Here is a 22,545-nt window from a genome sequence, read left to right as displayed (position 1 = left end):
TGATCTCTGGTCACGCCATTCTGTGTCGAGGCTAGCTCCTGAAGCGGCCTAGCTTCGGAAGACTGGCGCGTTGGGGTCCAACGCGGCCTGGTACTCATCGCGCATCTTGTCCCCGCCTTCGCTCTTCCAGCGCTTGACCGCGTCCTTGAGCTCGTCGATCTTCGCCCGGCCTGTGATGATGTCCACCACTTTGTCGCGCAGCTGCTTGGTGATCTTGGCACCCACCTTGGCGTTGGTGTCCGAGTAGGAACCGTTGGTGGGGTTGCGCCAGGCGAACTCGAGGAGTTTCTCCTCCTGCTGGCTGACGTAGCGGGTGTCGTCGTCGAATCCGGGGTTGAAGATGACGTTTTCCGGGCTGGACATGATGTTCAACGCCGACACCAGGCCGGGTGCGTTGGTGGTCCCTGTTTCCGTGCGGACCGGGTTGCCGGCGGCATCGATGGTGTAGTCCTGGCCGAGCTCGCCGAAGTTCTTCTGCATGTACTCGACGGTGCCGAAGGGTGCCGACAGGTAGTTGATGAGTGCCAGCAGTTCGCGGATCCTGCCTTCGTCGGCCTTCTTGAACGGGGTGAATCCAACCGTGCCGTAGCCCATGTCATAGACAGGCTTGACCTTGCCGTCGGCGCTGAAGGGGATCAGGATGTCGAACTGTACGTCCTTGTTCAGCGCACGGTAGCTGCGGATGTCGTGTGGACCCACGACGACCTGCGCCGCCACGCTGCCGTTGGCCACACGGGAACGGATGTCAGTGGCCTTGGAGTCCGGGTAGAAGACACCTGCTGCGAACATTTTGGCGGTGAACTCGACACCGGCCAGGTATTCGTCGGTCTCGTACAGGTGCGTCAGGGTGCGGTCCTTGTTGACCGCCCAGCTGTTCGGGGCGCCGAACCACTCAGTCACCATGTGCAGGGCGTTGATGTAGGCCGGTTCCAGGGCGTATTGCTGGTCCCCCGGACGCGTCAATTCCTTGGCTTTGTCCAGGAATTCATCGGCATTGGCCGCTTCAAAGCCGCCCACTTTCGACCAGACATCGTGATTGCCTACGTATACCTGTCCGAACGGGGTGCTCGGGATGGGCGCTCCCCAGATCTTGCCGTTCACGACGGCGGTCTTCCAGGAATCGGGCTTCAGCGCGGCCAGGTTGGGGTACTCAAGGACGGCGTCGCCTGAAAGGTACGGCGTCAGGTCCTGGAACTTGGCTTCAAGCATGGGACCGACGTTGGGAATGCCCTGGTTCGGCGGAACCCACATCATGTCCGGGAGGTCGTTGCTGGCCAGGACGGTAGCGAACTTCGCAGGGTAGCCGTCTCCGATGTCTTCGGCGATCTGCAGTTCCAGGTCGCCGCCGAGCTTGGTGTTGAGCCGCTGCCAGAAAGGATTGTCCTTCAGGCCGGGGCTCATGGTGTCGAAGGTTTCAGTCAAGCCGGTGACCTTGCCCTTGAGCGGCGGCGTCTTCACGGACTGCACGGCTGTGGGCAGCTTGAAGTAACCGGACTGCAGGCCCTTGGCGTTGCCGGCGATGTCCGGGGTGACGCCGGTGAATTCCTTGTAGGTGGGCAACTTGACCGAAGCGGAGGCAGCGGCGCCTCCGTTGCCGCCGGCTCCGCCGCCACCGCAGGCGGACAATCCTGCTGCGGTCACGGCCAGGCCCGCTAGGCCAAGGAAACCGCGGCGGCTGAATCCAGCCTGTGAGGAAGTGCTCGTCATGGCATAACCCTTTCTGGTTATTTGCTTCATGGTGTGGGTTTCAGTTCTGTTCGGGCTCCGCGGGTGCGGGTTAGCCCTTGACGGCGCCGGTGATGACGCCCTTGGCAAAGTGCTTTTGGAGGAACGGGTAGACCATCAGGATGGGAACCAGGGCTACGACCACCACTGCCATTTGGATGGACTGCGGCGGAGGGGTTGTGGTGATGCCGAGCTGGTCGGCCGCCCCGCTGCCCTGGACCACGAAGTTGCGGAGCAACAGCTGGATTGGCCATTTGCTGTGGTCGTTGATGTAGAGGAGGGCGTTGAAGAATGAGTTCCAGAAGCCCACCGCGTAAAAGAGGCCGACGACGGCGATCACGGCTTTGGAGAGCGGCATCACGATGCGCCACAGGATTTGCCAGTCGTTGGCGCCGTCGATCCTGGCACTTTCGATCAGTTCGCCCGGAATGTTCATGAAGAACGAGCGCATCACCACAAAGTTGAAGGCTCCAAAGATGCCTGGAAGGATCAGCGACCACAGGGAGTCCAGCAGGCCGAGTTGACGGATCATCAGGAACGACGGGATCAGTCCCGGTGCGAAGAGCAGCGTGAAGAGCACTGCCAGGATGACGGGCCTGCCGAAGAGGACCGAACGGCTGGTGGCATAGGCCATGGTGATGGTCACGAACAGCGCCAGAATGGTGCCGACCGCGGTGATCAGCACGCTCACCCCGAGGGATTGCAGGACCATGGGGCCCTTGAAGATGGTGGCGTAGGCCTCCAGCGTGGGGCGTTCAGGCCACAAGACGAAGCCTCCTGCCTTGACCAACTGCTCCGTATCGGCCAGGGACGTTGAGACCACCAGCAGGATGGGAGTGAGGATGGACAAGCTGAACACGACCAGGACCACTGCCTTGACCGTTTGGTACAGCGCAGATGGCTTTTCTTTCCACACCGGGCGCTTGGGGTTGTACGTCAGTTCCCGGGGTTTCTTGCTAAACAATGGTGTTGCCATGAAATTCTCCTTGTGCGGCAGCCCCGCGGGCTGGCATGACTTTCAGCGCGCTTGTTTTGCGAAGATTCCGTCTTCGCCAAAGCGGTGGGCAAGTTTGTTGGCTCCGTAGATCAGCAGGGCACTGACGACGCCCTTGGCCAAGCCGGCAGCAGCACCCGAGCTCCACCCGCCACCCACTACGCCGGTGTAGTAGGTGAAGGTGTCCAGGACCTCGGCCGCGCCGGCTCCGACGGCGTCCCGTTGCAGGATGAACTGCTCGAATCCGACCGAGAGGATGTCGCCGATGCGCAGGATGAGGAGCAGCACGATCACGGGGCGCAGGCCGGGGAGGGTAATGTGCCACATCCTCCGCCACCTGCCGGCACCGTCGGCGGCGGCGGCTTCATACAGCGAGGCATCGATGCTGGCCAGGGCTGCGAGGAAGATGATCATTGCCCAGCCGGCGTCCTTCCAGATCATCTGGACCACGACCATCACGGGGAAGGTCTCCGGGTTGGTCATGAAGGGAATGGGCTCCATGCCCCAGTCGCGGAGCAGGTTGTTGACGAAGCCGGCCCCGCCCAGCATCTGCTGGAAGAACGCGATAACCAGTACCCAGGACAGGAAGTGCGGGAGGTACGCGATGCTTTGGAAAACCTTCCGGACCCGCGTGCTGACGAGCGAATCCACAATCAGGGCCAGTACCAGCGGCACCGGGAAGAGGAAGACCAACTGCCAGGCCGCCAAGTACAGGGTGTTCCAGAAGGCGTGGATGAAGTCGGGGTTGCCGAACAGGTCCACGAAGTTCTGCCAGCCCACCCAGAGGCTGTCCCCGATGCCGAGGTATGGCTGGTAGTCCTGGAAGGCGATGACGTTGCCAAGGATGGGGATGTAGAAGAAGAGCAGAAGGAAGAGCACTCCCGGGACCATCATGAGCAGCATCTGCTTGTCACGCCTCAGCCGGGACCGGAAGCTCTGCTGCGGGACCTTGTTCCTTTTCCGCTTCTTCGCACCGGCTCCGGCGGTCTTTTCACCTGCCCGGGCGGGGACTCGGCGAGCTTCGGGCAATGCCGGAGCCTGTTTCGTCGTCGAGTTCATGCTGTCTCCTCAAGTGTTGAGCGAAAGCCATCAATGTGATTCAAGCCACGCTCGTTAACCGTTTAACAAACCATAAGTGACGCTGGTCTCTTTTTGCAAGATCATGATCGAAACTGCTCGCAGAAATCAGCTTTCATCATTTTCGACGGCGGGCAGGTGCCAGTAGGATGTGTTGAACGGGGCGCCCGGCGGGAAGCCCGCGCCGCGTGGAACAAAGCCGCGTGGAACAAAGGAGATCGGTGTGGCAGATTGTTGTGCCCCGGGCCCGGGTGCCAGGGATCATTCGACGCCCAAGCCGTCTTTGCCCCTGTCCCAGGCGAGTGGCGGCACCGGCGCGGACACCGGCGTCGGGATATCCGGGCATGGGAAGCCTTCCACCCCCGCGGCCACGGACGGCGACGTCCGGGTTCCGGAGGGGACTTTCGCCATGGGCGACCCGTTCGGAGAAGGCTATGCGGCCGACGGCGAGTCCCCGGTGCACCAGGTTCGGATGCCGGCTTTCAGGATCAGCGCCACAACCGTCACCAACCAGGAATTCGCGGCATTCATCGATGCCACCGGATACCGCACCGAGTCGGAGATCTTCGGGACATCGGCCGTGTTCCACTTGGCTGTCAAAGCGGACAGGAAGGACATACTCAACAGGGTCGGAAACGTCCCGTGGTGGCTGAATGTCCGCGGAGCCGACTGGGCCCACCCTGCCGGTCCGCTTTCCCACTGGAGCGAAGCCGCGGACCATCCGGTGACCCATGTGTCACACAACGATGCCCTTGCCTACTGCGGATGGGCCGGCCGCCGGTTGCCCACCGAAGCCGAATGGGAGTACGCGGCCCGCGGAGGACTGTCCGGGCAGCGCTACCCCTGGGGCAACGAACTGCACAGTGACGCGCCGGGACAGGCGGCCCACCATTGCAACATCTGGCAAGGCGACTTCCCGGCCCGCAACGACCTCGACGACGGCTATCTCACCACAGCCCCCGCGCGGTCCTTTGCCCCCAACGGCTACGGTCTCTACCAAACCAGCGGGAACGTGTGGGAGTGGTGCAGCGACTGGTTCTTGCCCAAGTACTACAAAACGTGCTTGGCACAAGGAACGGTGGAGAACCCGCAAGGGCCTACCATCGGCCGGGGCAAGGTGATGCGGGGCGGCTCGTACCTCTGCCACGACTCCTATTGCAACCGCTACCGCCTGGCCGCGCGAAGCTCAAACACACCGGAGTCGGCCAGCGCGAACCTCGGCTTCAGGACCGTAGCTCTGTAGCCTGCCTGGGTCCGTGCCCGCGGTGCCCGCCCATGAGGCCGTGCCCACCCATGAGGCCGTGCCCACCCTTGATGCCGGCCGGCAGCTCACCGGCGACGATCTTTGTTGCGGTCACGGTGCCGCCGTCCTTGATGCCGCTGATGTGGACCTTGTCACCGGCTTTCAGCTCGGCAGCCGTCACCGACGGCAATGCAGGCTTGCTCTTGCCGTTGCCATTGCCGTTGCGGAGTTGCGACACGTCGGCGGGAAGCCTGGCGATCCTTGTGTCGGTGGTGATCGCGTACCCCTGGGTGAAGCCGTCTTCGCTCTTCACCGTGATGTCGGAGCCACTCACCGAATCTATGGTTCCGGCCTGGGTGAGGACGGTCCGGTAGCTCCCGTCCGGCTGCTTGACGACGTGTTCGCCATGAATGGCCTGGCCCCGGGCCGCCTGGGATGGGGCCGCCTGGGATGGCTCGGCGGAAGCAGAGGAACTTGGCGTGGCTGAAGGTCCCTGCGTTCCTGAAGGGCCCTGAGTGCCGGCCCACACGGCAGCGCCTCCGGCGCAGGTCAAGGTGACAGCGATTCCGCCGGCAAGAAGGGCCTTCCGAAGGCCCGGTTTGAGAGTGGCCATGCATCCATTGTGCGCCCAAAACAAAGCAGGCCGCAGCATCAACTGCGGCCTGCTTTGTAGGGAAATACAGGCGTCTAGCCCTCGACGCCGAGCTTCTCCAGGATGAGCTCGCGGACACGGCCTGCGTCTGCCTGGCCACGGGTGGCCTTCATGACGCCGCCAACAATCGCGCCGATGGCCTGGATCTTGCCACCACGGATCTTCTCCGCGACGTCAGGCTGTGCCGCCAGGGCGGCGTCGATGGCTTCCAGGAGGGGACCGTCGTCGGACACGACCGCCAGGCCGCGCTTTTCAACGATCTCCGCCGGAGTTCCTTCGCCGGCGAGGACGCCGTCCAGGACCTGCGTGGCCATCTTGTTGTTGATCTTGCCGCCCTCGACGAGCTTGTTCAGCTCGACGATGACCTGCGGCGTGACGCCGAGCTCGGAAGGATCGACGTCGGCCACCTTGGCGCGGCCGACGATCTCACCCATCCACCACTTGCGGGCAACATCGGCAGATGCGCCGGCGGCAATGGTTTCCTCGATCGAGTCCATGACCCCGGCGTTCACGACATCGCGGAACTCCAGATCCGAGTAGCCCCAGGCTTCCTTGAGGCGCTTGCGACGCTCAGCAGGCGGCTCGGGAAGGGTTGCGCGCAATTCCTCCACCCACTCGCGGGAAGCGACAACGGGAACCAGGTCCGGCTCCGGGAAGTAGCGGTAATCGTCAGCGTCGGACTTGGGCCGGCCCGACGTCGTCGAACGCGTGTCCTCGTGCCAGTGGCGCGTCTCCTGGATGACCGGTTCACCGGACTCAAGGACCGCGGCGTGGCGTTGGATTTCATAACGTACGGCGTGCTCGACGGCGCGCAGGGAGTTGACGTTCTTGGTTTCCGAACGGATGCCAAAGCGTTCACGGCCATGCGGCCGCAGCGAGACGTTGGCATCGCAACGGACGTTGCCGCGCTCCATCTTGGCATCGGAGACGCCGAGGTTCTTCACGATCTCGCGGACGGCCGCGACGTAGGCCTTGGCCAGTTCAGGGGCGCGGCTGCCGGCACCCTCGATCGGCTTGGTGACGATTTCCACCAGCGGCACACCGGAGCGGTTGTAGTCCACCAGGGAGTAATCGGCGCCCTGGATACGGCCCGCAGCGCCACCCATGTGGGTCAGCTTGCCGGCGTCCTCTTCCATGTGGGCGCGTTCGATCTCCACGCGGAAGACCGTGCCGTCCTCCAGCTCGATGTCGAGGTAACCGTCGTAGGCGATCGGCTCATCGTACTGCGAGGTCTGGAAGTTCTTGGGGGTGTCCGGGTAGAAGTAGTTCTTCCGGGCGAAGCGGCAGGACTCGGCGATTTTGCAGTTCAGGGCAAGGCCGATTTTGATGGAGGACTCCACGGCGGCTTTGTTGACCACCGGAAGAACGCCGGGCATGCCGAGGTCAACTTCGTTGACGTTGGTGTTCGGCTCGTCGCCGAAGACGTTGGGTGCCGAGGAGAACATCTTGGTCTTGGTGTTGAGTTCCACGTGGACTTCGAACCCCAGGACGGGATCGTACTCCTCCATGGCTTCTTCGAAGCTCAGGGTTGCGTCGACGGACATTAGTTGGAACCTCCGGCGGTGTTGGACGTTGCGCCAAGGGCAGCACTTTTCAGTTCCGGCGCCTGCGCCAGAATCGGGCCGCCCCACTTCTCTTCAAGGATGGACTCGAGGACCGCACCCACGCGGTACAGACGGGCATCTTCGCGGGCCGGAGCCAGCAGCTGGATGCCGACGGGCAGGCCGTCCTCATCAGCCAGGCCACCCGGCAGGGACAGGCCGGGGATACCGGCGAGGTTCGCGGGAATCGTGGCGACGTCGTTCAGGTACATGGCCAAGGGATCATCAAGCTTCTCCCCCAGCTTGAACGCCGTGGTGGGCGCCGTCGGGGAGATCAGGACATCGGCCTGGGCAAAAGCGGCGTCGAAGTCACGCTGGATCAGGGTGCGGACCTTCTGCGCGGAACCGTAGTAGGCGTCGTAGTAACCGGCGCTCAGCGCATAGGTTCCCAGGATGATGCGGCGCTTGACCTCATCGCCGAAGCCGGCAGCCCTGGTGGCACCCATCACGCGTTCGATGGTCATCGGACCGTCCTTGGGCAGGACTCGCAAGCCGAAGCGGACGCCGTCGAACTTGGCCAGGTTGCTGGAGACCTCGGACGGCATGATCAGGTAGTAGGCACCCAGGGCGTACTTCAGGTTGGGGCAGGAAACCTCGACGATTTCCGCACCGGCGTCCTTGAGGATCTGGAGCGACTCGTTGAAACGGTTCTCGACGCCGGCCTGGTAGCCCTCGCCGTGCAGCTCTTTGACGATGCCGATCCTCATCCCGGCGACGTTGCCCACGCGGGCGGCGGCAACCAGGTTGTTGAACGGATCGGTCAGGGACGTGGAGTCGAAGGGGTCGTGACCGCCAATGACTTCCTGGAGCAGGGCCGAGTCAAGCACGGTACGGGACACCGGACCGATCTGGTCCAGCGAGGACGCCATGGCGATGGCACCGTAGCGGGAAACAGCGCCGTAGGTGGGCTTGACGCCGACGGTTCCAGTGACGGCACCGGGCTGGCGGATGGAACCTCCGGTGTCCGTGCCGAGCGCCAGGGGCGCTTCGAAAGCGGCGACGGCGGCCGCGGAGCCACCGCCCGAACCGCCGGGGATGCGGTCCAGGTCCCACGGGTTGCGGGTGGGTCCGAACGCAGAGTGCTCCGTGGAGGAACCCATGGCGAACTCATCCAGGTTGGTCTTGCCCAGGATGGGCATCCTGGCCGCGCGAAGCTTCTTCACCACAGTGGCGTCATACGGGCTGTGCCAGCCCTCAAGGATCTTCGAACCAGCGGTGGTCGGCTGGCCAATGGTGACAATGAGGTCCTTAACCGCGATCGGCACGCCGGCAAGGGCGTGCAGTTCCTCGGCAGCGGCACCCCCGGCAGCGCGGGCAGCGTCGACGTCGGCGGCAACGGCCAAAGCCTCTTCGCTGTTAACGTGCAGGAACGCATTAACCTGACCATCGACGTCGGCAATGCGGTCGAGGTGCGCCTGCGTCACCTCGACGGCGGAAACTTCGCGGGCGGCCAGCTTGGCTGCGAGGTCGGCAGCGGAGTGGCGGATGAGTTCGTTCTTCAGCTCAGTCATAGTGATTAGTCCTCATCCAGGATTGCCGGGACCTTGAAACGGTTCTCGAAAGCATCCGGAGCGCCGGACAGCGCCTGTTCGGCCGTGAATGTGTGACCCACGACGTCCTCACGGAACACGTTGGTCAACGGAATCGGGTGCGATGTCGCCGGAACATCGTCCCCGGCAGCCTCGCTCACGCTCTTTACCGAATCCACGATGACAGCAAGCTCAACAGCCATCCTGTCCAGTTCTTCGGCACTCATTTCAATGTGAGCCAGACGCGCAAGATGCGCGACGTCGTCACGGTTGATCGCAGCCATGGATCTCCCCTGCAAAGTTCAAATGGTTTTCCGAACCAGTCTACTTGGCTGTGCACCGGCTTCAGCGCCGGTTCAGGTGCTGCGCGTTCAGCTCCTCCAGTTGCGCGTCCGTCAGTTCATCGAAACCGCGCGCCTCACGTTTGTCACTCCTGGAGAAACGGATGAACATGAGGATGATAAGTGGCAGATCGACGATTTCGCAGATGAACCAGAGGACATCCCCCGCCAGTTGCTGGTCGCGTAGCGGGTCCGGGAACCACCCCGCCATGGCCTGGGTTGTCATGACGTGGTCCAGGACCTGGCCGTTGAGACGCAGCAGGATACCCGGCACGGCATCTGCCAGAAGCTCAATGAAAACGAACACGAACTCCAGGGTGATGTATGCGCTGGAGCGCTGGAAATCCGCTTCTTCGATGATGGGCAGGGCCATCAGGAGGCCCAGCAAGGGAATGCAGACGGTCAGCAGGGTTTCGGCCAACGGATCGGCACGCAGCGCATGGAAGGCCGGTGTCAGGAAGGTGGAGAAAAGCGCCAATCCGATCAGCGGGGCGGCCAGCGAGTTGCTGAAGAAGCGCACAACGCGGTGGGCCAGCACTGCGTTCAGCACCGCTGTGCCCGTGTCTGGCAGTGCCGCACGGGCCAGCGTGATCGGCCGGCCCAGCCCCAGCAACAGTGGGACGACAAAAAGGAGCAAGGAGACTTTGAGGGTAAATGCCCAGCGAAGATCGGCACTGTAGACCCCGGTGAATCCGCAGCAAAGGACAGCCATGGATCCCAGGCCGGGACCGTAGAACGCAGCCGCCCGCCAGAGGGGCCATCTATGGCCGTTCCTGGTGGCGGCCCTGATCCCCAGGCCGTAGAGCACGCCAAACGTGCTGATCATTGCGACGGCTGCCCAGTCGATTCGCCAGGCACTGCCAAGGAGTTCAAGTGGCGGCACCAGCCCATGATATTCCCACCGCCTGAGCGGTTGGCCGATGGGGGAAATTCCCAGAATGGCTCAGTAATATGAGCCGCTTCTGACCCCCAAGGAAAGGCCGGCCCTGTGCAAGGTCGTCACGAAAGTCCCGACCCCAACCGCTCCGACCCAGCTCTTGCTGCCTACCCCGGGCAGGGAAACCTGGTTGACGGCAGCCTCGGTTCGCCCACCCGTAAACGTCGCCGCTGGCTGCGGCTCGGCGTCCTGGTGATAGCCGCAGTCCTCCTCGGTGTGCTGTGCTTCGGCGGCTATTGGTTGTGGCGGTTGCAGTCCAACATCTCCACGAGTGCGCTGGGAGCCGGAGGCGCCCGCACCGAGGGCCCGGTTGATGACCGCAAGGACCGGCTCCAGATCCTGGTCCTGGGCAGCGACACCCGCAGCGGCAAGAACAGCCAGTACGGTACGGCGGACCAGTCTTCGGGCTACGGTCAATCGGACGTCATGATGCTGGTGGATATTTCGGCAGACAACAACAACGTCAATGTCATCAGCTTTCCCCGCGACCTCATGGTGGATGTTCCTGAATGCCAGGACCAGGCCACCAAGCAGCAGCATGCTGCCCGTGAGGACGCGATGATCAACAGCGCCATGGCCGAAGCCGGCATTGGCTGCGCCGTGGATACCGTCAACAAACTAACGGGCCTGGAAATCGACCACTTCATGATGGCGGACTTCAATGCCGTCAAGGAACTCTCCACCAAGGTGGGAGGCGTGGATGTATGCGTCAACTCGGATGTCTACGATCCCGATTCCGGCCTCCGGCTTCCCAAGGGAACCTCCCAGGTGGAAGGCGACCAGGCCTTGGCGTTCCTGCGCACCCGGCATGCTTTCGCCGACGGCGGGGACTTGGGCCGCATCCAGGCTCAGCAGGCCTTCCTTGGCTCGCTGGTGCGCAAGCTCAAATCCGAAGGCACACTGACCAACCCGCAAAAAGTGCTGGATATCGCTGACACGATGACCAGCAACCTCACAGTGGACACCGGTTTGTCCTCCGTTCCGGCACTGCTGACCATCGCGGACCGGCTCAAGAACATCGACCCCGCAAAGGTCAACTTCATCACCGTACCTACTGTGCCCGCGCCGTCCGACCCCAACCGGCTGGCCTTGGCGGAGCCGGCGGCGTCGCAACTTTTCTCCGCCCTCCGGCAGAGCGCCGACCTCAGCCAGGGTGCGGCCCCTACGGCTGAGCCTTCCAGCCCGCCCGCCAAACCTTCCTTCGACAAAGCACTCCAGCCGGTTTCCGTTGCCAACGGCACTTCCGTGACGGGCCGGAGCAATGCCATCGCCGCGACGCTGGCCGCCGCCGGCTACACCAAGACAACCCGGCTGCAGGCCCAGCCACAAACCCAAACGATGATTTACTATCAGGCCGGTTTCGACGACGTCGCAACCGACATCGCCGCGATGTTCGGACTTCCGGCTACCAGCGTCCAGCAGGCCGCCGGCATTGAGGGCGTCCAGCTCTACGCAGGCGAGGACTTTGCCTCGGGCGACAAGCCGGTCCCGGCCCCGGCGGAGGGAAGCATTCCGAGCCAAACGGCAAATGACCAGACCTGCCAGGCAACAAACCCGGCAGGCTGATCATTTACAGCGGCGTATTCGGCGGTGCCGCAGCTTGTAGTCGAAGCTCGCGGCACCTGCGGGCGGTCAGCCGATGCCGATCGCTCCGGTCAGGACACCGACGGCCAGCATGACGATCGAGATGACCGCGGTGCGCCAGAGCACCTTCTTGTGGTGGTCGCCCAGGTCGACCTTGGCCAGTGATACCAGCAGGAGGATGGCCGGAACCAGGGGGCTCTGCAGGTGGAACGGCTGGCCCGTGATGGAAGCACGCGCCATGTCGGCGGCGCCGACTCCGTAGTGGGCTGCGGTTTCGCTCAGGACCGGCAGGACTCCGAAGTAGAAGGCGTCGTTGCTCATGAAGAAGGTCATCGGGATGCTCAGCAGGCCGGTGATGACTGCCATGAACGGGCCCATGTCCGCGGGGATGATCTGGACCAGCCATTCGGACATTGCCTTGACCATGCCCGTGCCGTTCAGCACACCGGTCAGGACAGCGGCTGCCATGACCATGCTGACCACGGCGACGATTGACGGCGCGTGCGCAATCAGCTGCGCGCCCTGGTCCTTGACCTTGGGGAAGTTCACCAGCAGGGCGATGGCTGAGCCGACCATGAAGACGAAGGGCAGCGGAACGATGTTGGCAACCAGGGTCACCATGACGGCAACCGTGAGGCCCAGGTTGAACCAGAACAGCTTGGGACGCAGCGTGGTGCGGTTGGGGTCCAGGGCCGTGTCGGCCATGGCGGTGTCGTGGTCGTCCACCAGGGTTTCGGGACGTTCAAGAACGGCGACGCCGGAACCTCCGCCGGTGCCCGGCTTGCCTGCGGTGCGGCCGAACCCGAAGCGGCCCTTGACCGAACCCGATCCGGAGCCCGTGCCGGAAGCTGCGGCGAGTGCGCCACCGCGTCCAGTGCCGCCGTCGAACGCTTCGGACGGATCAGCGACGTCGCCCCAGATTTCGGGAGCCGTGGTGCGGAGGCGGTTGCGTTCCTGCAGACCGAGCAGCCAGGAGAAGACCAGCACGACGATCAGGCCGACGATCAGGGACGGGACCATGGGGACGAAGACGTCGTTGACGTCGAGCTTCAGGGCTGTGGCAGCACGTGCGGTGGGGCCGCCCCAAGGCAGGATGTTCATGGTGCCGTTGGCCAGGCCTGCCACACAGGTCAGGACCACGGGGCTCATCTTGAGGCGCAGGTACACGGGGAGCATGGCGGCGGTAGTAAGGATGAAGGTGGTGGAGCCGTCCCCATCGAGGGACACTGCGGCGGCCAGGATGGCGGTGCCGAGGACAACCTTGGCGGGGTCGTTGCCCAGCTTGCGGAGGATGAACTTCACCAGGGGGTCAAAGAGTCCGACGTCGATCATGAGGCCGAAGTAGATGATGGCGAACATCAGCAGCGCCGCCGTGGACGTCATGGACTTCATGGAATCCATGACCATGGGACCGATACCGAGGCCTGCCCCGGCGAAAAGGCCGAAGACGGTGGGGACGATGATCAGCGCCAGGACGGGCGTCAATTTTTTGGTCATGATCAGGACCATGAATACCGCAATCATTGCGAATCCAAGCAAAACCAGCACGGCCGGCTCCTTACTACTGTGAATGGCGCCACGTCGGTGTGATGCGCACTACAGACATTAGGGTGGCGTCCGTCACTGGCAGGGGTTTCCGGGAATTGTTGGGAATACTGCTCGTTGCGAACGTTTTGCGCATTATGCTCAATGCTTCAATGGATCTGGAGGAAAGGAGTGACGGTGCCCCGCAACAACAGAACCAGCATGCGCTTTTCCACCCAGACCCTCCTCCTCCAGCTCGGGGTGGTACTGCTGGTAGTCCTGCTCAGCGGCATCGTCCACGCCTGGCTGGTGTATGAACGGATCGGTGACGAAGCAGAAAACCAGGCCCTGACCCTGGCAAGGACAGTTGCCGCCGATCCCGACATCCGCGCGGACGTCCAGACCATCAGCAAAGAAGAGGGCACCCCGCCGCCCGACGTCCTCGCCGCCGGCCCCCTCCAGAACGCGGCGGAAGCAGCCAGGGTCCGGACCGGCGCGCTGTTCGTCGTCATCACGGACGAAACCGGGCTGCGGCTCGCGCACCCGGACACCGCACGCCTCGGTGAACGGGTCAGCACCGATCCCTCAGTGGCCCTCGCCGGCGAAGAAATCACCACACGCAATACCGGCACACTGGGGCCTTCCGCCGGTGCCAAAGTGCCCGTCTACTCCCCCGACGCCCCGGGCACAATCGTGGGCGAAGTCAGCGTGGGATACTCCGTGGAATCCCTGACAAAGAGCCTGGTGCGGGACATCGCGCCCATCGCCCTCACCGCCGGCGGCGCCCTGCTCGCCGGTGTCCTTGCCTCGTTCCTGCTCCGCCGCCGGCTCCAGCGGCTCACTCTCGGCTTGGAACCTGAAGAGATCAGCACCCTGGTCCATGACCAGGTTGCTGTGCTCCAGGGCGTGGATGATGGCGTGATCGGCATCGCGGCCGACGGCCGGATCTCGGTGTTCAATGCAGCCGCTGCCAGGCTCCTGGACATCCCTGATGCGACCGGCCAGGACTGGACCTCGGCCAACGTCCCGGAACAACTCAAGCAGCTCACGCGACCGGCAGCGCGGGACGCCGAAGCCGTTGAAATCGTGGCCGGCGAACGGGTCCTCGTGGCAAGCGCACGCAAGGCGTGGCACCGGAAGGAAGACCTCGGATGGGTGGTCATGCTGCGCGACCGCACCGAATTGCAGCAGCTGACCCGGCAACTGGATGCTGTGGGCACCATGTCCACCGCGCTCCGTGCCCAGCGCCACGAATTCGCCAACCAGCTGCACACCATCGCCGGATTCATGAGCATCGGCCAGTACGACTCCGCCAAGGAGTACCTGGCCAGGATCTCAGCCACCGGGCCATTGAAATTCCCGGTGGAGCAAGCCGAACTGTTGCAGGATGCCTACCTCCAGGCCTTCGTCGGCGCCAAGGGCGTGGAAGCTTCCGAACGCGGCGTCGCCCTGCGGATCGGCCCCGAAACCCTGGTGCGCGGGCACGTGGCCGACCCCCAGGACGTCACCACCGTGCTCGGCAACCTGATCGACAACGCAGTGAGCGCCGCCGTCGCCGGGTCTGCCGCGGAGCGCTGGGTGGACATCGAACTGCTGGACGAGCAAAGCCCCGGCGGCGGCGCGCTGCACATCGTGGTGGCGGACTCCGGCGACGGCTTGGGTGGCCTGGAACCCGAAGAGGTTTTCGCGGAGGGCTTCACGACGGCGGAGCAACCGTCACGTCCGGGGGCCGGACAGGGTTTGGGGCTCGCGCTGGTACGGCAGCTGGCGCGTCGGCGCGGCGGCGATGTCCGCGTCCTGGAACCGGGAACCGCAGGAGGGCCCGGTGCAGTGTTCATGGCCACCATCCCCGGAGTGATGGACGGCGCCGGATCCGGAACCACCGGATCCGGCTCAACGATGAGGGAGGACAACGGTGGCTGAGGACCTGAGGGTGCTGATCGTGGATGACGACTTCCACGTGGCACGGCTCCACGCTGCATACGTGGATTCAGTGGCGGGTTTCATGGCCCTGGCTCCGGCCGGATCTGTGTCCCAGGCACTCCAGGCGATCCACAGCCTGCGGCCGGACCTAGTGCTGCTGGATGTCTACCTGCCCGACGGATCCGGGCTGGATCTCCTGGGCCAACTGGACGTGGACGCCGTGATGCTCACCGCCGCTTCTGATGCCCAGTCCATCAAAGTGGCCTTCCGCAGAGGCGCTTTGGGGTATCTGCTCAAGCCATTTACTGCAGAGTCCTTATCGCAGCAGCTCAGGTCCTATGCCCGCTATCGCCGGATCCTGGGACAGCAGACCGCCATCGACCAGACCACCATTGAGCGGGCCAAGCGTTCCCTGATTCCCGGCGACGTCGCTCCTGCTGCGAAACCGCGGTCCGCCACCGAGGCTGCAGTCCTGGAATCCCTGCTCCCCGGCGAACAGTATTCCGCCGCGGAGGTCGCGGAACGGGTTGGCGTTTCCCGGGCCACAGCGCAAAGGTACCTGTCTTCGCTCGCGGACGACGGCGCCGTCGAGATCCAACTGCGCTACGGAACCACCGGCCGCCCGGAACACCGCTATGGCATTCCGGGCTGACCCGGCAGCCCACAAGACCGGTTTGCCGCGCTGCTACGCGGACTTCTGAGCCACCAGCTCGATCTCCACGAGCATTTCCGGATCCAGGAACGGCAGTACGTGGACCAGTGAGAGCGTCGGGCGAATCTCGCCGAAGACCTCGCCGTGCGCGCGGCCGGCATCTTCCCACTTGCTGATGTCCGTCAGGTACAGCTTGGACTGCACCACGTCTTCGTAGGAGAAACCGGCGTCTTCCAGGACCGTCCCCAGCTTTTCGAGGATGTACTTGGTCTGGGAGTAGAAGCCGTCGCCCACAATCGCCGGTTTGCCGTCCACGGTCCCGCTGGCAGCCGTCGCCGAAATGAAGAGGGTGTTGTCCACCTGGACTGCGCGGGAGTAGCCAAGGGTCTGCTCCCAGACCGAACCCGTACCGAATGTCTTGCGCATGCCGCGCCTTCCTGTCGTTGCGCCCGGCCCGGTGACCGGCGCTTCGAAGGAAACTTTATGACTGCCCGAGCTCGAGCCTGTAAACGAACAGTTTTATGTCGGTGCCGGGCACGAACCAGTCGCGATGCGGTGCGCGGTCAAAGCCGGTGCGGGCGTACAACGCGTTGGCGCTTTCCCAGGTGGCGCCCGTGGTCAAGGACACGGCGTTGATACCGTCCATGGCTTTGGCTTGGTCGACGACGGCCTGTACCAAGGCGCGCCCCGCGCCGGAGCGCTGGACAGCCGGATCCACCACAAGGGTGCGCAGTTCCAACTCGTCCTCAAGGCCGATGTCCGAGAAGCCCCCGCCGGCCGGAGCAGCCGTGACGGAGCCGATGACCTCGCCGTTGCGCTCAGCCACCAGGATATCTGCGTGCTCTGCGCGGCCGGCCACGTCCTGAAGCTTCTGCAGGTACGGGTGGTCGGCATCGCCGTAGTACCCCGCGGTGACGTAGGAGTCCTGCGTAATCCGGGCAACGGCGTCGTAGTCTTCGGGCAGGGCGGGACGGACGGTAATCGGCGAAAGCACCTACCAATGGTAGTCGCGCCCGACCCATCCAGGTCACCAAAGGCGGCTTTCCGTGATGGAACTATCACCTCTGGTCACAGCACGACGCCGGATGGCCGGCTTGCGCAGCCGTGTGGCGGAACCTCCCGCGGCGCCTTTCTGTTGCCTCCCGTGGCGTTCAATGCCGTTCCGTTGCGCCCGGTGAACCCCGGTTTCGCGCTGTTGCGGGCACATGTCGGGCTGCTGGCGGTGCTCTTCGCGGACGTGCTTATGTTGCCACACACCCGCCCCCACACCGTCCTGAACCGAGGAGAAACCATGACCCCACGTGGTGACCACGGCCGGCCCTGACGCGGCACGGAACTTCGGAGTGGACGACCAGCCCGCACACGCAGTCCGCTATGAACGGGCAGCCGAGTTCATCGAAGTGGCGCAAAAGCTCTGGGACAGCTGGGACGACGACGCCATTCTTGCCGACAAGGCCGACGGAGTGTGGGGCGACGACAAGAAGATCCGCGTCATTGACCACGAAGGCAAGCACTTCCGGGTCCGTGGACCCCTCAACGTCCCCCGGTCACCGCAGGGGCACCCACTGATTGTCCAGGCAGGTTCCTCCGAAAACGGAAAGAACCTGGCGGCGCAGTATGCCGAAGCCGTCTTCACAGCACATCAGACGCTGGCAGATGCCCAGGACTTCTACTCGGACTTGAAGGCACGCACCGCGGCTGCGGGACGCGATCCGGAGGGGATCAAGATCCTGCCCGGCATCGTCCCGGTGATCGGCTCCACCGAAGCCGAGGCCCTCAAGCTGGAGCGGGAGCTTGATCACCTGATCAAGCCCGAGTACGCGCGCGAGCAGCTTGCCCGGACACTGCGGCTTTCACCCGAGGACCTTCCCTTGGACCGGCCACTGCCGGCCGACCTGCCGTCGGAGGACGACATCGAAGGAGCCAAGAGCCGCTACACACTGATCGTCGAACTGGCCCGCCGGGAGCAACTGACCGTCAGGCAGTTGATTGCCCGGCTCGGTGGCGGCCGGGGCCACAGGACGTTCACCGGCACGCCGGAACAGGTTGCGGATGCCATCCAGGAGTGGTTCCATGCCGGCGCGGCTGACGGTTTCAACATCATGCCTCCGGTCCTGCCTTCCGGCCTGGAAGTTTTTGTTGACCAGGTGGTGCCGATCCTGCAGGAGCGCGGTCTGTTCCGCACCGAGTACACGGCCTCCACGCTGCGCGGACATTACGGTCTGGAACGGCCCGTCAACCGCTACGCCGGAACTGCAGCGCAGGAGCTGACCTCCATCGGTTCGGCCTTCTAGTCCATCCATCCGCTGTGGAGATCACCGCTTTGGCCAGCTCCACGATGGGCCCTCAAGCGCGCCGAGGCCCTTGATCCTGGTCTCGCCCATGTCCTTGTAGAGTTCGTGCTCGTGTGCCGACCCGCTGGCCCGGAGTGCCGTGAGCAGGGCTTCGGAGTGCGTCACCACGATCACCTGGCTGTAGGCGCTGGCCTGGACAATCAGTCCGGCCAGCGCCGGCATCAGGTCAACGTGGAGACTGGTCTCCGGTTCATTGAGCACCATGAGTTCCGGAGGCCGGGGAGTCAGCAAAGCGGCAGTGAGCAGAAGGAAACGCAGGGTTCCGTCAGAGAGCTCCGCGGCTTTCATGGGCCGGAGCATTCCGGGCTGTTTCAGCTCCACACTGAACCTGCCGTCATTGACCGCAATCTCCAGCCGGCTTCCGGGAAAGGCATGGTGCACGGCGGCGTCCAGTTTCTGCTCGAAACCCACCTCGCGGAGGGTCTGGAGCGCGGCCGCGAGGTCCTTGCCGCTGTGGTGCAGCACAGGGGTGCGGGTCCCGATCTGGGCTTGGCGGGCCGGTGCGTCCGTGTCGGTCCGGAAATGATCATAGAAGCGCCATGAACGGACCGAGTCCCGCACCCGCAGTACCTCCGGTGCCCGGTCCTGGTCCGACACTTCCGTGAGCATGCTTTGGAAGGTATCCAGGCGGCGCGACAGCTCGGTCCATTGGCCCTCGGCGTCACGGAGCCTGGCCAGGCTTCCTTTACGGTCCACCAACAAGGAGCCAGGCCTGGCGACCGGCCCGGAGAATATCTGCTCCCGCTTGATTTCGGGATCGAGTCCGAACGCCGAAGGCCTCGGGCGGCCGGTTTCCTGGTCAAATCCGATGCCGCCGGGCACCGGCATGCCAAGATCCACCAGATAGCCGAACTCGTCCCCGGAATAGCCCAGTTTCAGGTTCACGGACTCCCGGCGGACAGTGCCTTGGACAGGAACTTCACCCCGGCGCATGGCGTCGCTGATGTTCTCCGGCCCTGCCCAGAGCGTCGATGACAAACCGCCATCCCTGGCCAGGGAGCCCACCACGTTTCCGGAGTCTCCCCCGGCGCATTCGGCCAACAACCGCAGGGCCCGGTACAGCGACGACTTGCCGCTGCCGTTGGCCCCGGTCACGACATCCAGGCCGTGAAGCTCGATGGCCAGATCCCGGATGGAGCGGTAGTTGGCGATGGCGAGTGTCTTGATCACGGAACGGTTTTCCTCCGGGGAAGTCGGATCACAAGGAAACCCGGGTCACGGCGAAATCCCGTCACAAGGGGAATTTGCCGGAAAGTTCCAAGGCACCGGCACACATCCACGCCGCCAGGCGATCCTCCGTGCTGGGCCCTCCATCCAGCGGACTCCTCAGTCTGGGCCGGCGAACCCAGCACCCCGCTTCTTCTGCGATCAACGCACCCGCGGCAAAGTCGTGTTCGTTCAAGCCACGCTCACCGTAGGCATCGAAGGTCCCGTCTGCCACCAGGCAAAGATCCAACGCCGCGGAGCCCAGGCGGCGCACATCCGCGAACCCCTCCATGAGCTCAGCCAGACCTGCCGACTGATCGGCCCTGGTCAGGGGGTCGTAGCTGAAACCGGTGGCCAGGATCAGCCCTGTCCGGCCCGGCACGGGCCCCGCCAAGGAGATGGTTTGCCCTCCGGTTTCCAGTTGCGCTCCCTGACCCCGGGCTGCTGAGTACACGCGTCCCAAGGCAGGTGCGTGAACGACGCCGGCCAGCCATACGCCGTCGGAATCCGCCACGGCAACCGAGGTGGCGTAGTAGACAATGTTCCGGATGAAGTTGGTGGTCCCGTCCAGCGGGTCGATGGACCATCGGTAGCGGGAAGGCTCCGCGGGACGCGTGGTTCCGTACTCCTCCCCCGTGATGGTGTCATCGGGCCGTTCGGACAGGATCGCCTCGCGGACCGCATTCTCCGCCGCCACGTCAAAGGCGGTGACCCAGTCGCCGGCCTCGCCCTTGTTGGTGGTCTCCAGGCCGTGGCCTGCCGTACCGCTGACCGAGCGCCCGGCCAGCACGGCAGCCCCTGCGGCTGCGGCGCGCTTGGCAACGGCCAGTAACTCTGTGGTGTCCGTCATTCTGTTTCAGCCTCCGCCGCCGTGGCTTCAGGGTCTGCTTCGGCTTCGGGCTCTGCTTCGGCTTCGGGCTCTGCTTCGGTCTTGGCCGGTCCGTTGGCCAGCAGCTCACGGAATCCGTCCTCATCCAACACCGGAATACCCAGTTGCTCGGCCTTGTCCAGTTTGGTGCCGGCACTCTCGCCGGCCACCAGGTAGCTGGTGTTTTTGGAAACGGATCCGGAGGCCTTGCCGCCGCGGATAATGATGGCTTCCTTGGCCTCATCCCGGCTGAAATTGGGCAGGGTTCCGGTGACGACGACAGTGAGTCCCTCAAGGGTCCGCGGCATTGAGGTATCCCGCTCGTCCTCCATCCGCACTCCGGCTGCAGCCCAGCTGTCCACGATGTCGTTGTGCCAGTCCACAGCGAACCATTCCTTGAGTGCCGCCGCGATGGTAGGGCCTACGCCGTCAACATGGGCAATCTGCTCTTCAGTGGCGCTGCGGATGGCGTCCATGCTGCCAAAGGCGGTGGCCAGGGCCCGGGATGCCGTAGGACCTACGTGCCTGATGGACAGAGCCACCAGCACGCGCCACAATGGCTGCTTCTTGGCCTTCTCCAGCTCAACGAAGAGCTTCTCCGTGGTGGCTGTGGGCTTCGACGGCGACTTGGCTGTTCCCTTGGTGTAAAAGTACGGAACGAGCTCGTATTCACCGGTTCCCACACCCTTGGAACGCTTTTCACGACGGATCTTCACGTCCGCCAGGGCCTCACGGGTCAGGCTGAACAAGCCGGCCTCGCTCGTCAGGGGCGGGGTCTCGGGCTCTGCCGGCTGGGTGAGTGCGATGGCGGCTTCCCAGCCCAGGGCTTCGATGTCGAAAGCACCGCGGCCGGCCAGGTGGAAGACGCGCTCACGGAGTTGGGAAGGGCAGGACTTGGCGTTGGGGCAACGGATGTCCACGTCGCTTTCCTTCGCTGGTGCCAACGGAGTGCCACAGGACGGGCACTCGGTGGGCATCACGAATTCGCGCACCGGAGGATCCTGCTTGTCGCGCAGTGCCAGCACAGGCCCCACGATTTCCGGGATGACATCGCCGGCTTTGCGGAGGATCACGATGTCGCCGATCATGACGCCCTTGGCTTTGACCACATCCTGGTTGTGCAGGGTGGCCATCCCCACCGTGGAGCCGGCCACTTTCACGGGTTCCATCAATCCGAAAGGAGTCACGCGTCCTGTGCGCCCAACGTTGACCGCGATGTCCAGGAGCTTGGTGTGCACTTCCTCCGGCGGGTACTTGTACGCTGCGGCCCATCTGGGGACTCGGGAGGTGTACCCGAGGGCGCGCTGCGTGGCGAAGTCGTCGATCTTGACCACAATGCCGTCGATCTCATGCTGAAGGTCGTGACGGTGAGTTCCGTAATGGGCGATGAACTCCAGCACTTCCTCAAAGGAGCCGAGCACTTTGAGGTAGGGGCTGACCGGGAGACCCCACTGCTCCAGCAGCTTGTAGGTCCCGGACTGGCTCTTCGCTTCCAGACCTTCGCGCGCACCGATGCCGTGCACGTACATGCTCAGGGGTCGCTTGGCTGTCTCGGCCGGGTCCTTCTGGCGCAATGAACCGGCCGCGGCGTTGCGCGGATTGGCGAGGGGCGCCTTGCCCGCGGCCACCAGTGTCTCGTTGAACTCCACGAACGCCTTGGAGGGAATGAACACCTCACCACGGATCTCCACTTCGGAGGGGAATCCGGAGCCACTGAGTTCCCGCGGGATCTCCTTTATGGTGAGCACGTTATGGGTGATGTCTTCACCGGTAGTGCCATCGCCACGTGTAGCGGCACGGACCAGTTTGCCGTCCCGGTACAGCAGGTTCACGGCGAGCCCGTCGATCTTCAACTCCGTCAGCCACGCAATGGGTGGAACGCTTTCCCCGAGTTTCGCCACGGAAGCCTCGGCCTTCCGGACCCAGGCCTCAAGCTCTTCCAAGGAGAAGACGTCATCCAAGCTGTACATGCGCTGCAGGTGTTCCACGGCAGCGAACGCCGAGGAGACTTCCCCGCCCACTTCCTGGGTGGGGGAATCATTGGTGACAAGCTCCGGGTGGAGTGCTTCGAGTTCCTCGAGGCGACGGTAGAGTTCGTCGAACTCCGCATCGGAAACCGTGGGCGAGTCCTCCTGGTAATACGCATACCGGTACTTGCGGACGAGATCTGCCAATTGCTCATGCTCGTCCCGCAAGGACTCCGCGGGCGGTGTTCCCTCCCCCTCCACGGCAACAGCCGGGGAGTGGTCACCTGTGGTTTCTACCGGATTCGCAGTTTCTGGTGTGCTCACAGGTCTATCTTGCCGCAAGCCACCGACATTCAAGCCCAACGGCC

Annotated in this window: 18 protein-coding genes and 1 pseudogene; 5 read left to right on the top strand and 14 right to left on the bottom strand. The window is 63.9% G+C overall.

Going from position 1 to position 22,545, the window contains the following annotated elements; genetic code table 11:
- Positions 1–48: 48 nt before the first annotated feature.
- From PYR64_RS05215 to PYR64_RS05205, 3 genes are all read right to left on the bottom strand, one after another.
- Entirely contained in the window at positions 49–1,707 is a 1,659-nt protein-coding gene (locus tag PYR64_RS05215) for a hypothetical protein (protein ID WP_055975045.1), read from the bottom strand.
- A 70-nt stretch (positions 1,708–1,777) separates the two neighbouring features.
- Complete coding sequence (locus tag PYR64_RS05210) at positions 1,778–2,701, bottom strand: carbohydrate ABC transporter permease (protein WP_018777431.1); 924 nt, start codon at positions 2,699–2,701, stop codon at positions 1,778–1,780.
- A gap of 42 nt (positions 2,702–2,743) precedes the next feature.
- On the bottom strand, positions 2,744–3,778 hold the full coding sequence (locus PYR64_RS05205; RefSeq protein ID WP_275778755.1) for an ABC transporter permease subunit: 1,035 nt from the start codon (positions 3,776–3,778) through the stop codon (positions 2,744–2,746).
- 241 nt (positions 3,779–4,019) lie between these two features.
- On the opposite strand from PYR64_RS05205, the gene PYR64_RS05200 reads away from it, so the two are divergent.
- Positions 4,020–5,039: a formylglycine-generating enzyme family protein gene (locus PYR64_RS05200; RefSeq protein ID WP_275778754.1), complete on the top strand. Its 1,020-nt coding sequence runs from the start codon at positions 4,020–4,022 to the stop codon at positions 5,037–5,039.
- Here the strand turns inward: PYR64_RS05200 and PYR64_RS05195 are convergent.
- The 5 genes from PYR64_RS05195 to PYR64_RS05175 all read right to left on the bottom strand — a co-directional run bounded on the left by PYR64_RS05195 (position 5,020) and on the right by PYR64_RS05175 (position 10,045).
- Positions 5,020–5,652, bottom strand: a complete 633-nt coding sequence (locus tag PYR64_RS05195) for a DUF5666 domain-containing protein (protein WP_275778753.1) — start codon at positions 5,650–5,652, stop codon at positions 5,020–5,022. The genes PYR64_RS05200 and PYR64_RS05195 overlap by 20 nt on opposite strands.
- 74 nt (positions 5,653–5,726) lie before the next feature.
- A complete protein-coding gene (gene gatB, locus PYR64_RS05190; RefSeq protein ID WP_275778751.1) occupies positions 5,727–7,235 on the bottom strand; it encodes an Asp-tRNA(Asn)/Glu-tRNA(Gln) amidotransferase subunit GatB in 1,509 nt (502 codons plus the stop codon).
- A complete protein-coding gene (gatA, locus tag PYR64_RS05185; RefSeq protein ID WP_064721852.1) occupies positions 7,235–8,803 on the bottom strand; it encodes an Asp-tRNA(Asn)/Glu-tRNA(Gln) amidotransferase subunit GatA in 1,569 nt (522 codons plus the stop codon). Before gatA ends, gatB begins: the two co-directional genes overlap by 1 nt.
- Positions 8,804–8,808: 5 nt before the next feature.
- Positions 8,809–9,105 (bottom strand): Asp-tRNA(Asn)/Glu-tRNA(Gln) amidotransferase subunit GatC, encoded by a 297-nt coding sequence (gene gatC, locus PYR64_RS05180; RefSeq protein WP_018777425.1) that lies wholly within the window; start codon positions 9,103–9,105, stop codon positions 8,809–8,811.
- Positions 9,106–9,166: 61 nt separating this feature from the next.
- Complete coding sequence (locus tag PYR64_RS05175) at positions 9,167–10,045, bottom strand: cytochrome c oxidase assembly protein (RefSeq protein ID WP_079581036.1); 879 nt, start codon at positions 10,043–10,045, stop codon at positions 9,167–9,169.
- Between the two features lie 105 nt (positions 10,046–10,150).
- Here PYR64_RS05175 and PYR64_RS05170 point away from each other — a divergent pair, with 105 nt between their 5' ends.
- Positions 10,151–11,665 (top strand): LCP family protein, encoded by a 1,515-nt coding sequence (locus tag PYR64_RS05170; RefSeq protein ID WP_275778747.1) that lies wholly within the window; start codon positions 10,151–10,153, stop codon positions 11,663–11,665.
- 66 nt (positions 11,666–11,731) lie between these two features.
- Here the strand turns inward: PYR64_RS05170 and PYR64_RS05165 are convergent, their stop codons facing one another.
- Positions 11,732–13,231 (bottom strand): CitMHS family transporter, encoded by a 1,500-nt coding sequence (locus tag PYR64_RS05165; protein ID WP_275778745.1) that lies wholly within the window; start codon positions 13,229–13,231, stop codon positions 11,732–11,734.
- 198 nt (positions 13,232–13,429) lie between these two features.
- On the opposite strand from PYR64_RS05165, the gene PYR64_RS05160 reads away from it, so the two are divergent.
- The gene (locus PYR64_RS05160) at positions 13,430–15,130 is read left to right on the top strand and encodes an ATP-binding protein (protein WP_275778743.1); all 1,701 of its coding nucleotides are present in this window, start codon (positions 13,430–13,432) and stop codon (positions 15,128–15,130) included.
- Complete coding sequence (locus PYR64_RS05155) at positions 15,123–15,782, top strand: response regulator (protein ID WP_018777420.1); 660 nt, start codon at positions 15,123–15,125, stop codon at positions 15,780–15,782. The genes PYR64_RS05160 and PYR64_RS05155 overlap by 8 nt, the downstream gene beginning before the upstream one ends.
- 33 nt (positions 15,783–15,815) lie before the next feature.
- Here the strand turns inward: PYR64_RS05155 and PYR64_RS05150 are convergent, their stop codons facing one another.
- Positions 15,816–16,208: a RidA family protein gene (locus PYR64_RS05150; protein WP_018777419.1), complete on the bottom strand. Its 393-nt coding sequence runs from the start codon at positions 16,206–16,208 to the stop codon at positions 15,816–15,818.
- A gap of 55 nt (positions 16,209–16,263) precedes the next feature.
- Positions 16,264–16,776 (bottom strand): GNAT family N-acetyltransferase, encoded by a 513-nt coding sequence (locus tag PYR64_RS05145; RefSeq protein WP_055975024.1) that lies wholly within the window; start codon positions 16,774–16,776, stop codon positions 16,264–16,266.
- Positions 16,777–17,080: 304 nt separating this feature from the next.
- Between PYR64_RS05145 and PYR64_RS05140 the strand changes: the two are divergent.
- A pseudogene (locus PYR64_RS05140) lies at positions 17,081–18,076 on the top strand (NtaA/DmoA family FMN-dependent monooxygenase); the annotation flags it as partial.
- 21 nt (positions 18,077–18,097) lie between these two features.
- On the opposite strand, the gene PYR64_RS05135 reads toward PYR64_RS05140, so the two are convergent.
- The 3 genes from PYR64_RS05135 to ligA all read right to left on the bottom strand — a co-directional run bounded on the left by PYR64_RS05135 (position 18,098) and on the right by ligA (position 22,501).
- Positions 18,098–19,306 (bottom strand): AAA family ATPase, encoded by a 1,209-nt coding sequence (locus tag PYR64_RS05135; protein WP_275778740.1) that lies wholly within the window; start codon positions 19,304–19,306, stop codon positions 18,098–18,100.
- A 61-nt stretch (positions 19,307–19,367) separates the two neighbouring features.
- On the bottom strand, positions 19,368–20,192 hold the full coding sequence (locus tag PYR64_RS05130) for an inositol monophosphatase family protein (protein ID WP_275778738.1): 825 nt from the start codon (positions 20,190–20,192) through the stop codon (positions 19,368–19,370).
- Positions 20,189–22,501, bottom strand: coding sequence for an NAD-dependent DNA ligase LigA (ligA, locus tag PYR64_RS05125; RefSeq protein ID WP_275778736.1), 2,313 nt, complete (start codon positions 22,499–22,501; stop codon positions 20,189–20,191). Before ligA ends, PYR64_RS05130 begins: the two co-directional genes overlap by 4 nt.
- Positions 22,502–22,545: the final 44 nt, after the last annotated feature.

This window comes from Paenarthrobacter sp. Y-19 (assembly GCF_029223985.1).
In the GTDB taxonomy this organism is placed as follows: Bacteria; Actinomycetota; Actinomycetes; order Actinomycetales; family Micrococcaceae; genus Arthrobacter; species Arthrobacter nicotinovorans.
Note: the sequence above shows the minus strand (reverse complement) of the source record. Positions and strands in the feature narration are given on the sequence as shown.

What these genes read in the sequence shown, in the direction of transcription:
- PYR64_RS05215 (WP_055975045.1), bottom strand. Translation starts at nt 1,707, where the DNA reads ATGACGAGCACTTCCTCACAGGCTGGATTCAGCCGCCGCGGTTTCCTT.
- PYR64_RS05210 (WP_018777431.1), bottom strand. Translation starts at nt 2,701, where the DNA reads ATGGCAACACCATTGTTTAGCAAGAAACCCCGGGAACTGACGTACAAC.
- PYR64_RS05205 (WP_275778755.1), bottom strand. Translation starts at nt 3,778, where the DNA reads ATGAACTCGACGACGAAACAGGCTCCGGCATTGCCCGAAGCTCGCCGA.
- PYR64_RS05195 (WP_275778753.1), bottom strand. Translation starts at nt 5,652, where the DNA reads ATGGCCACTCTCAAACCGGGCCTTCGGAAGGCCCTTCTTGCCGGCGGA.
- gatB (WP_275778751.1), bottom strand. Translation starts at nt 7,235, where the DNA reads ATGTCCGTCGACGCAACCCTGAGCTTCGAAGAAGCCATGGAGGAGTAC.
- gatA (WP_064721852.1), bottom strand. Translation starts at nt 8,803, where the DNA reads ATGACTGAGCTGAAGAACGAACTCATCCGCCACTCCGCTGCCGACCTC.
- gatC (WP_018777425.1), bottom strand. Translation starts at nt 9,105, where the DNA reads ATGGCTGCGATCAACCGTGACGACGTCGCGCATCTTGCGCGTCTGGCT.
- PYR64_RS05160 (WP_275778743.1), top strand. Translation starts at nt 13,430, where the DNA reads ATGCGCTTTTCCACCCAGACCCTCCTCCTCCAGCTCGGGGTGGTACTG.
- PYR64_RS05150 (WP_018777419.1), bottom strand. Translation starts at nt 16,208, where the DNA reads ATGCGCAAGACATTCGGTACGGGTTCGGTCTGGGAGCAGACCCTTGGC.
- PYR64_RS05130 (WP_275778738.1), bottom strand. Translation starts at nt 20,192, where the DNA reads ATGACGGACACCACAGAGTTACTGGCCGTTGCCAAGCGCGCCGCAGCC.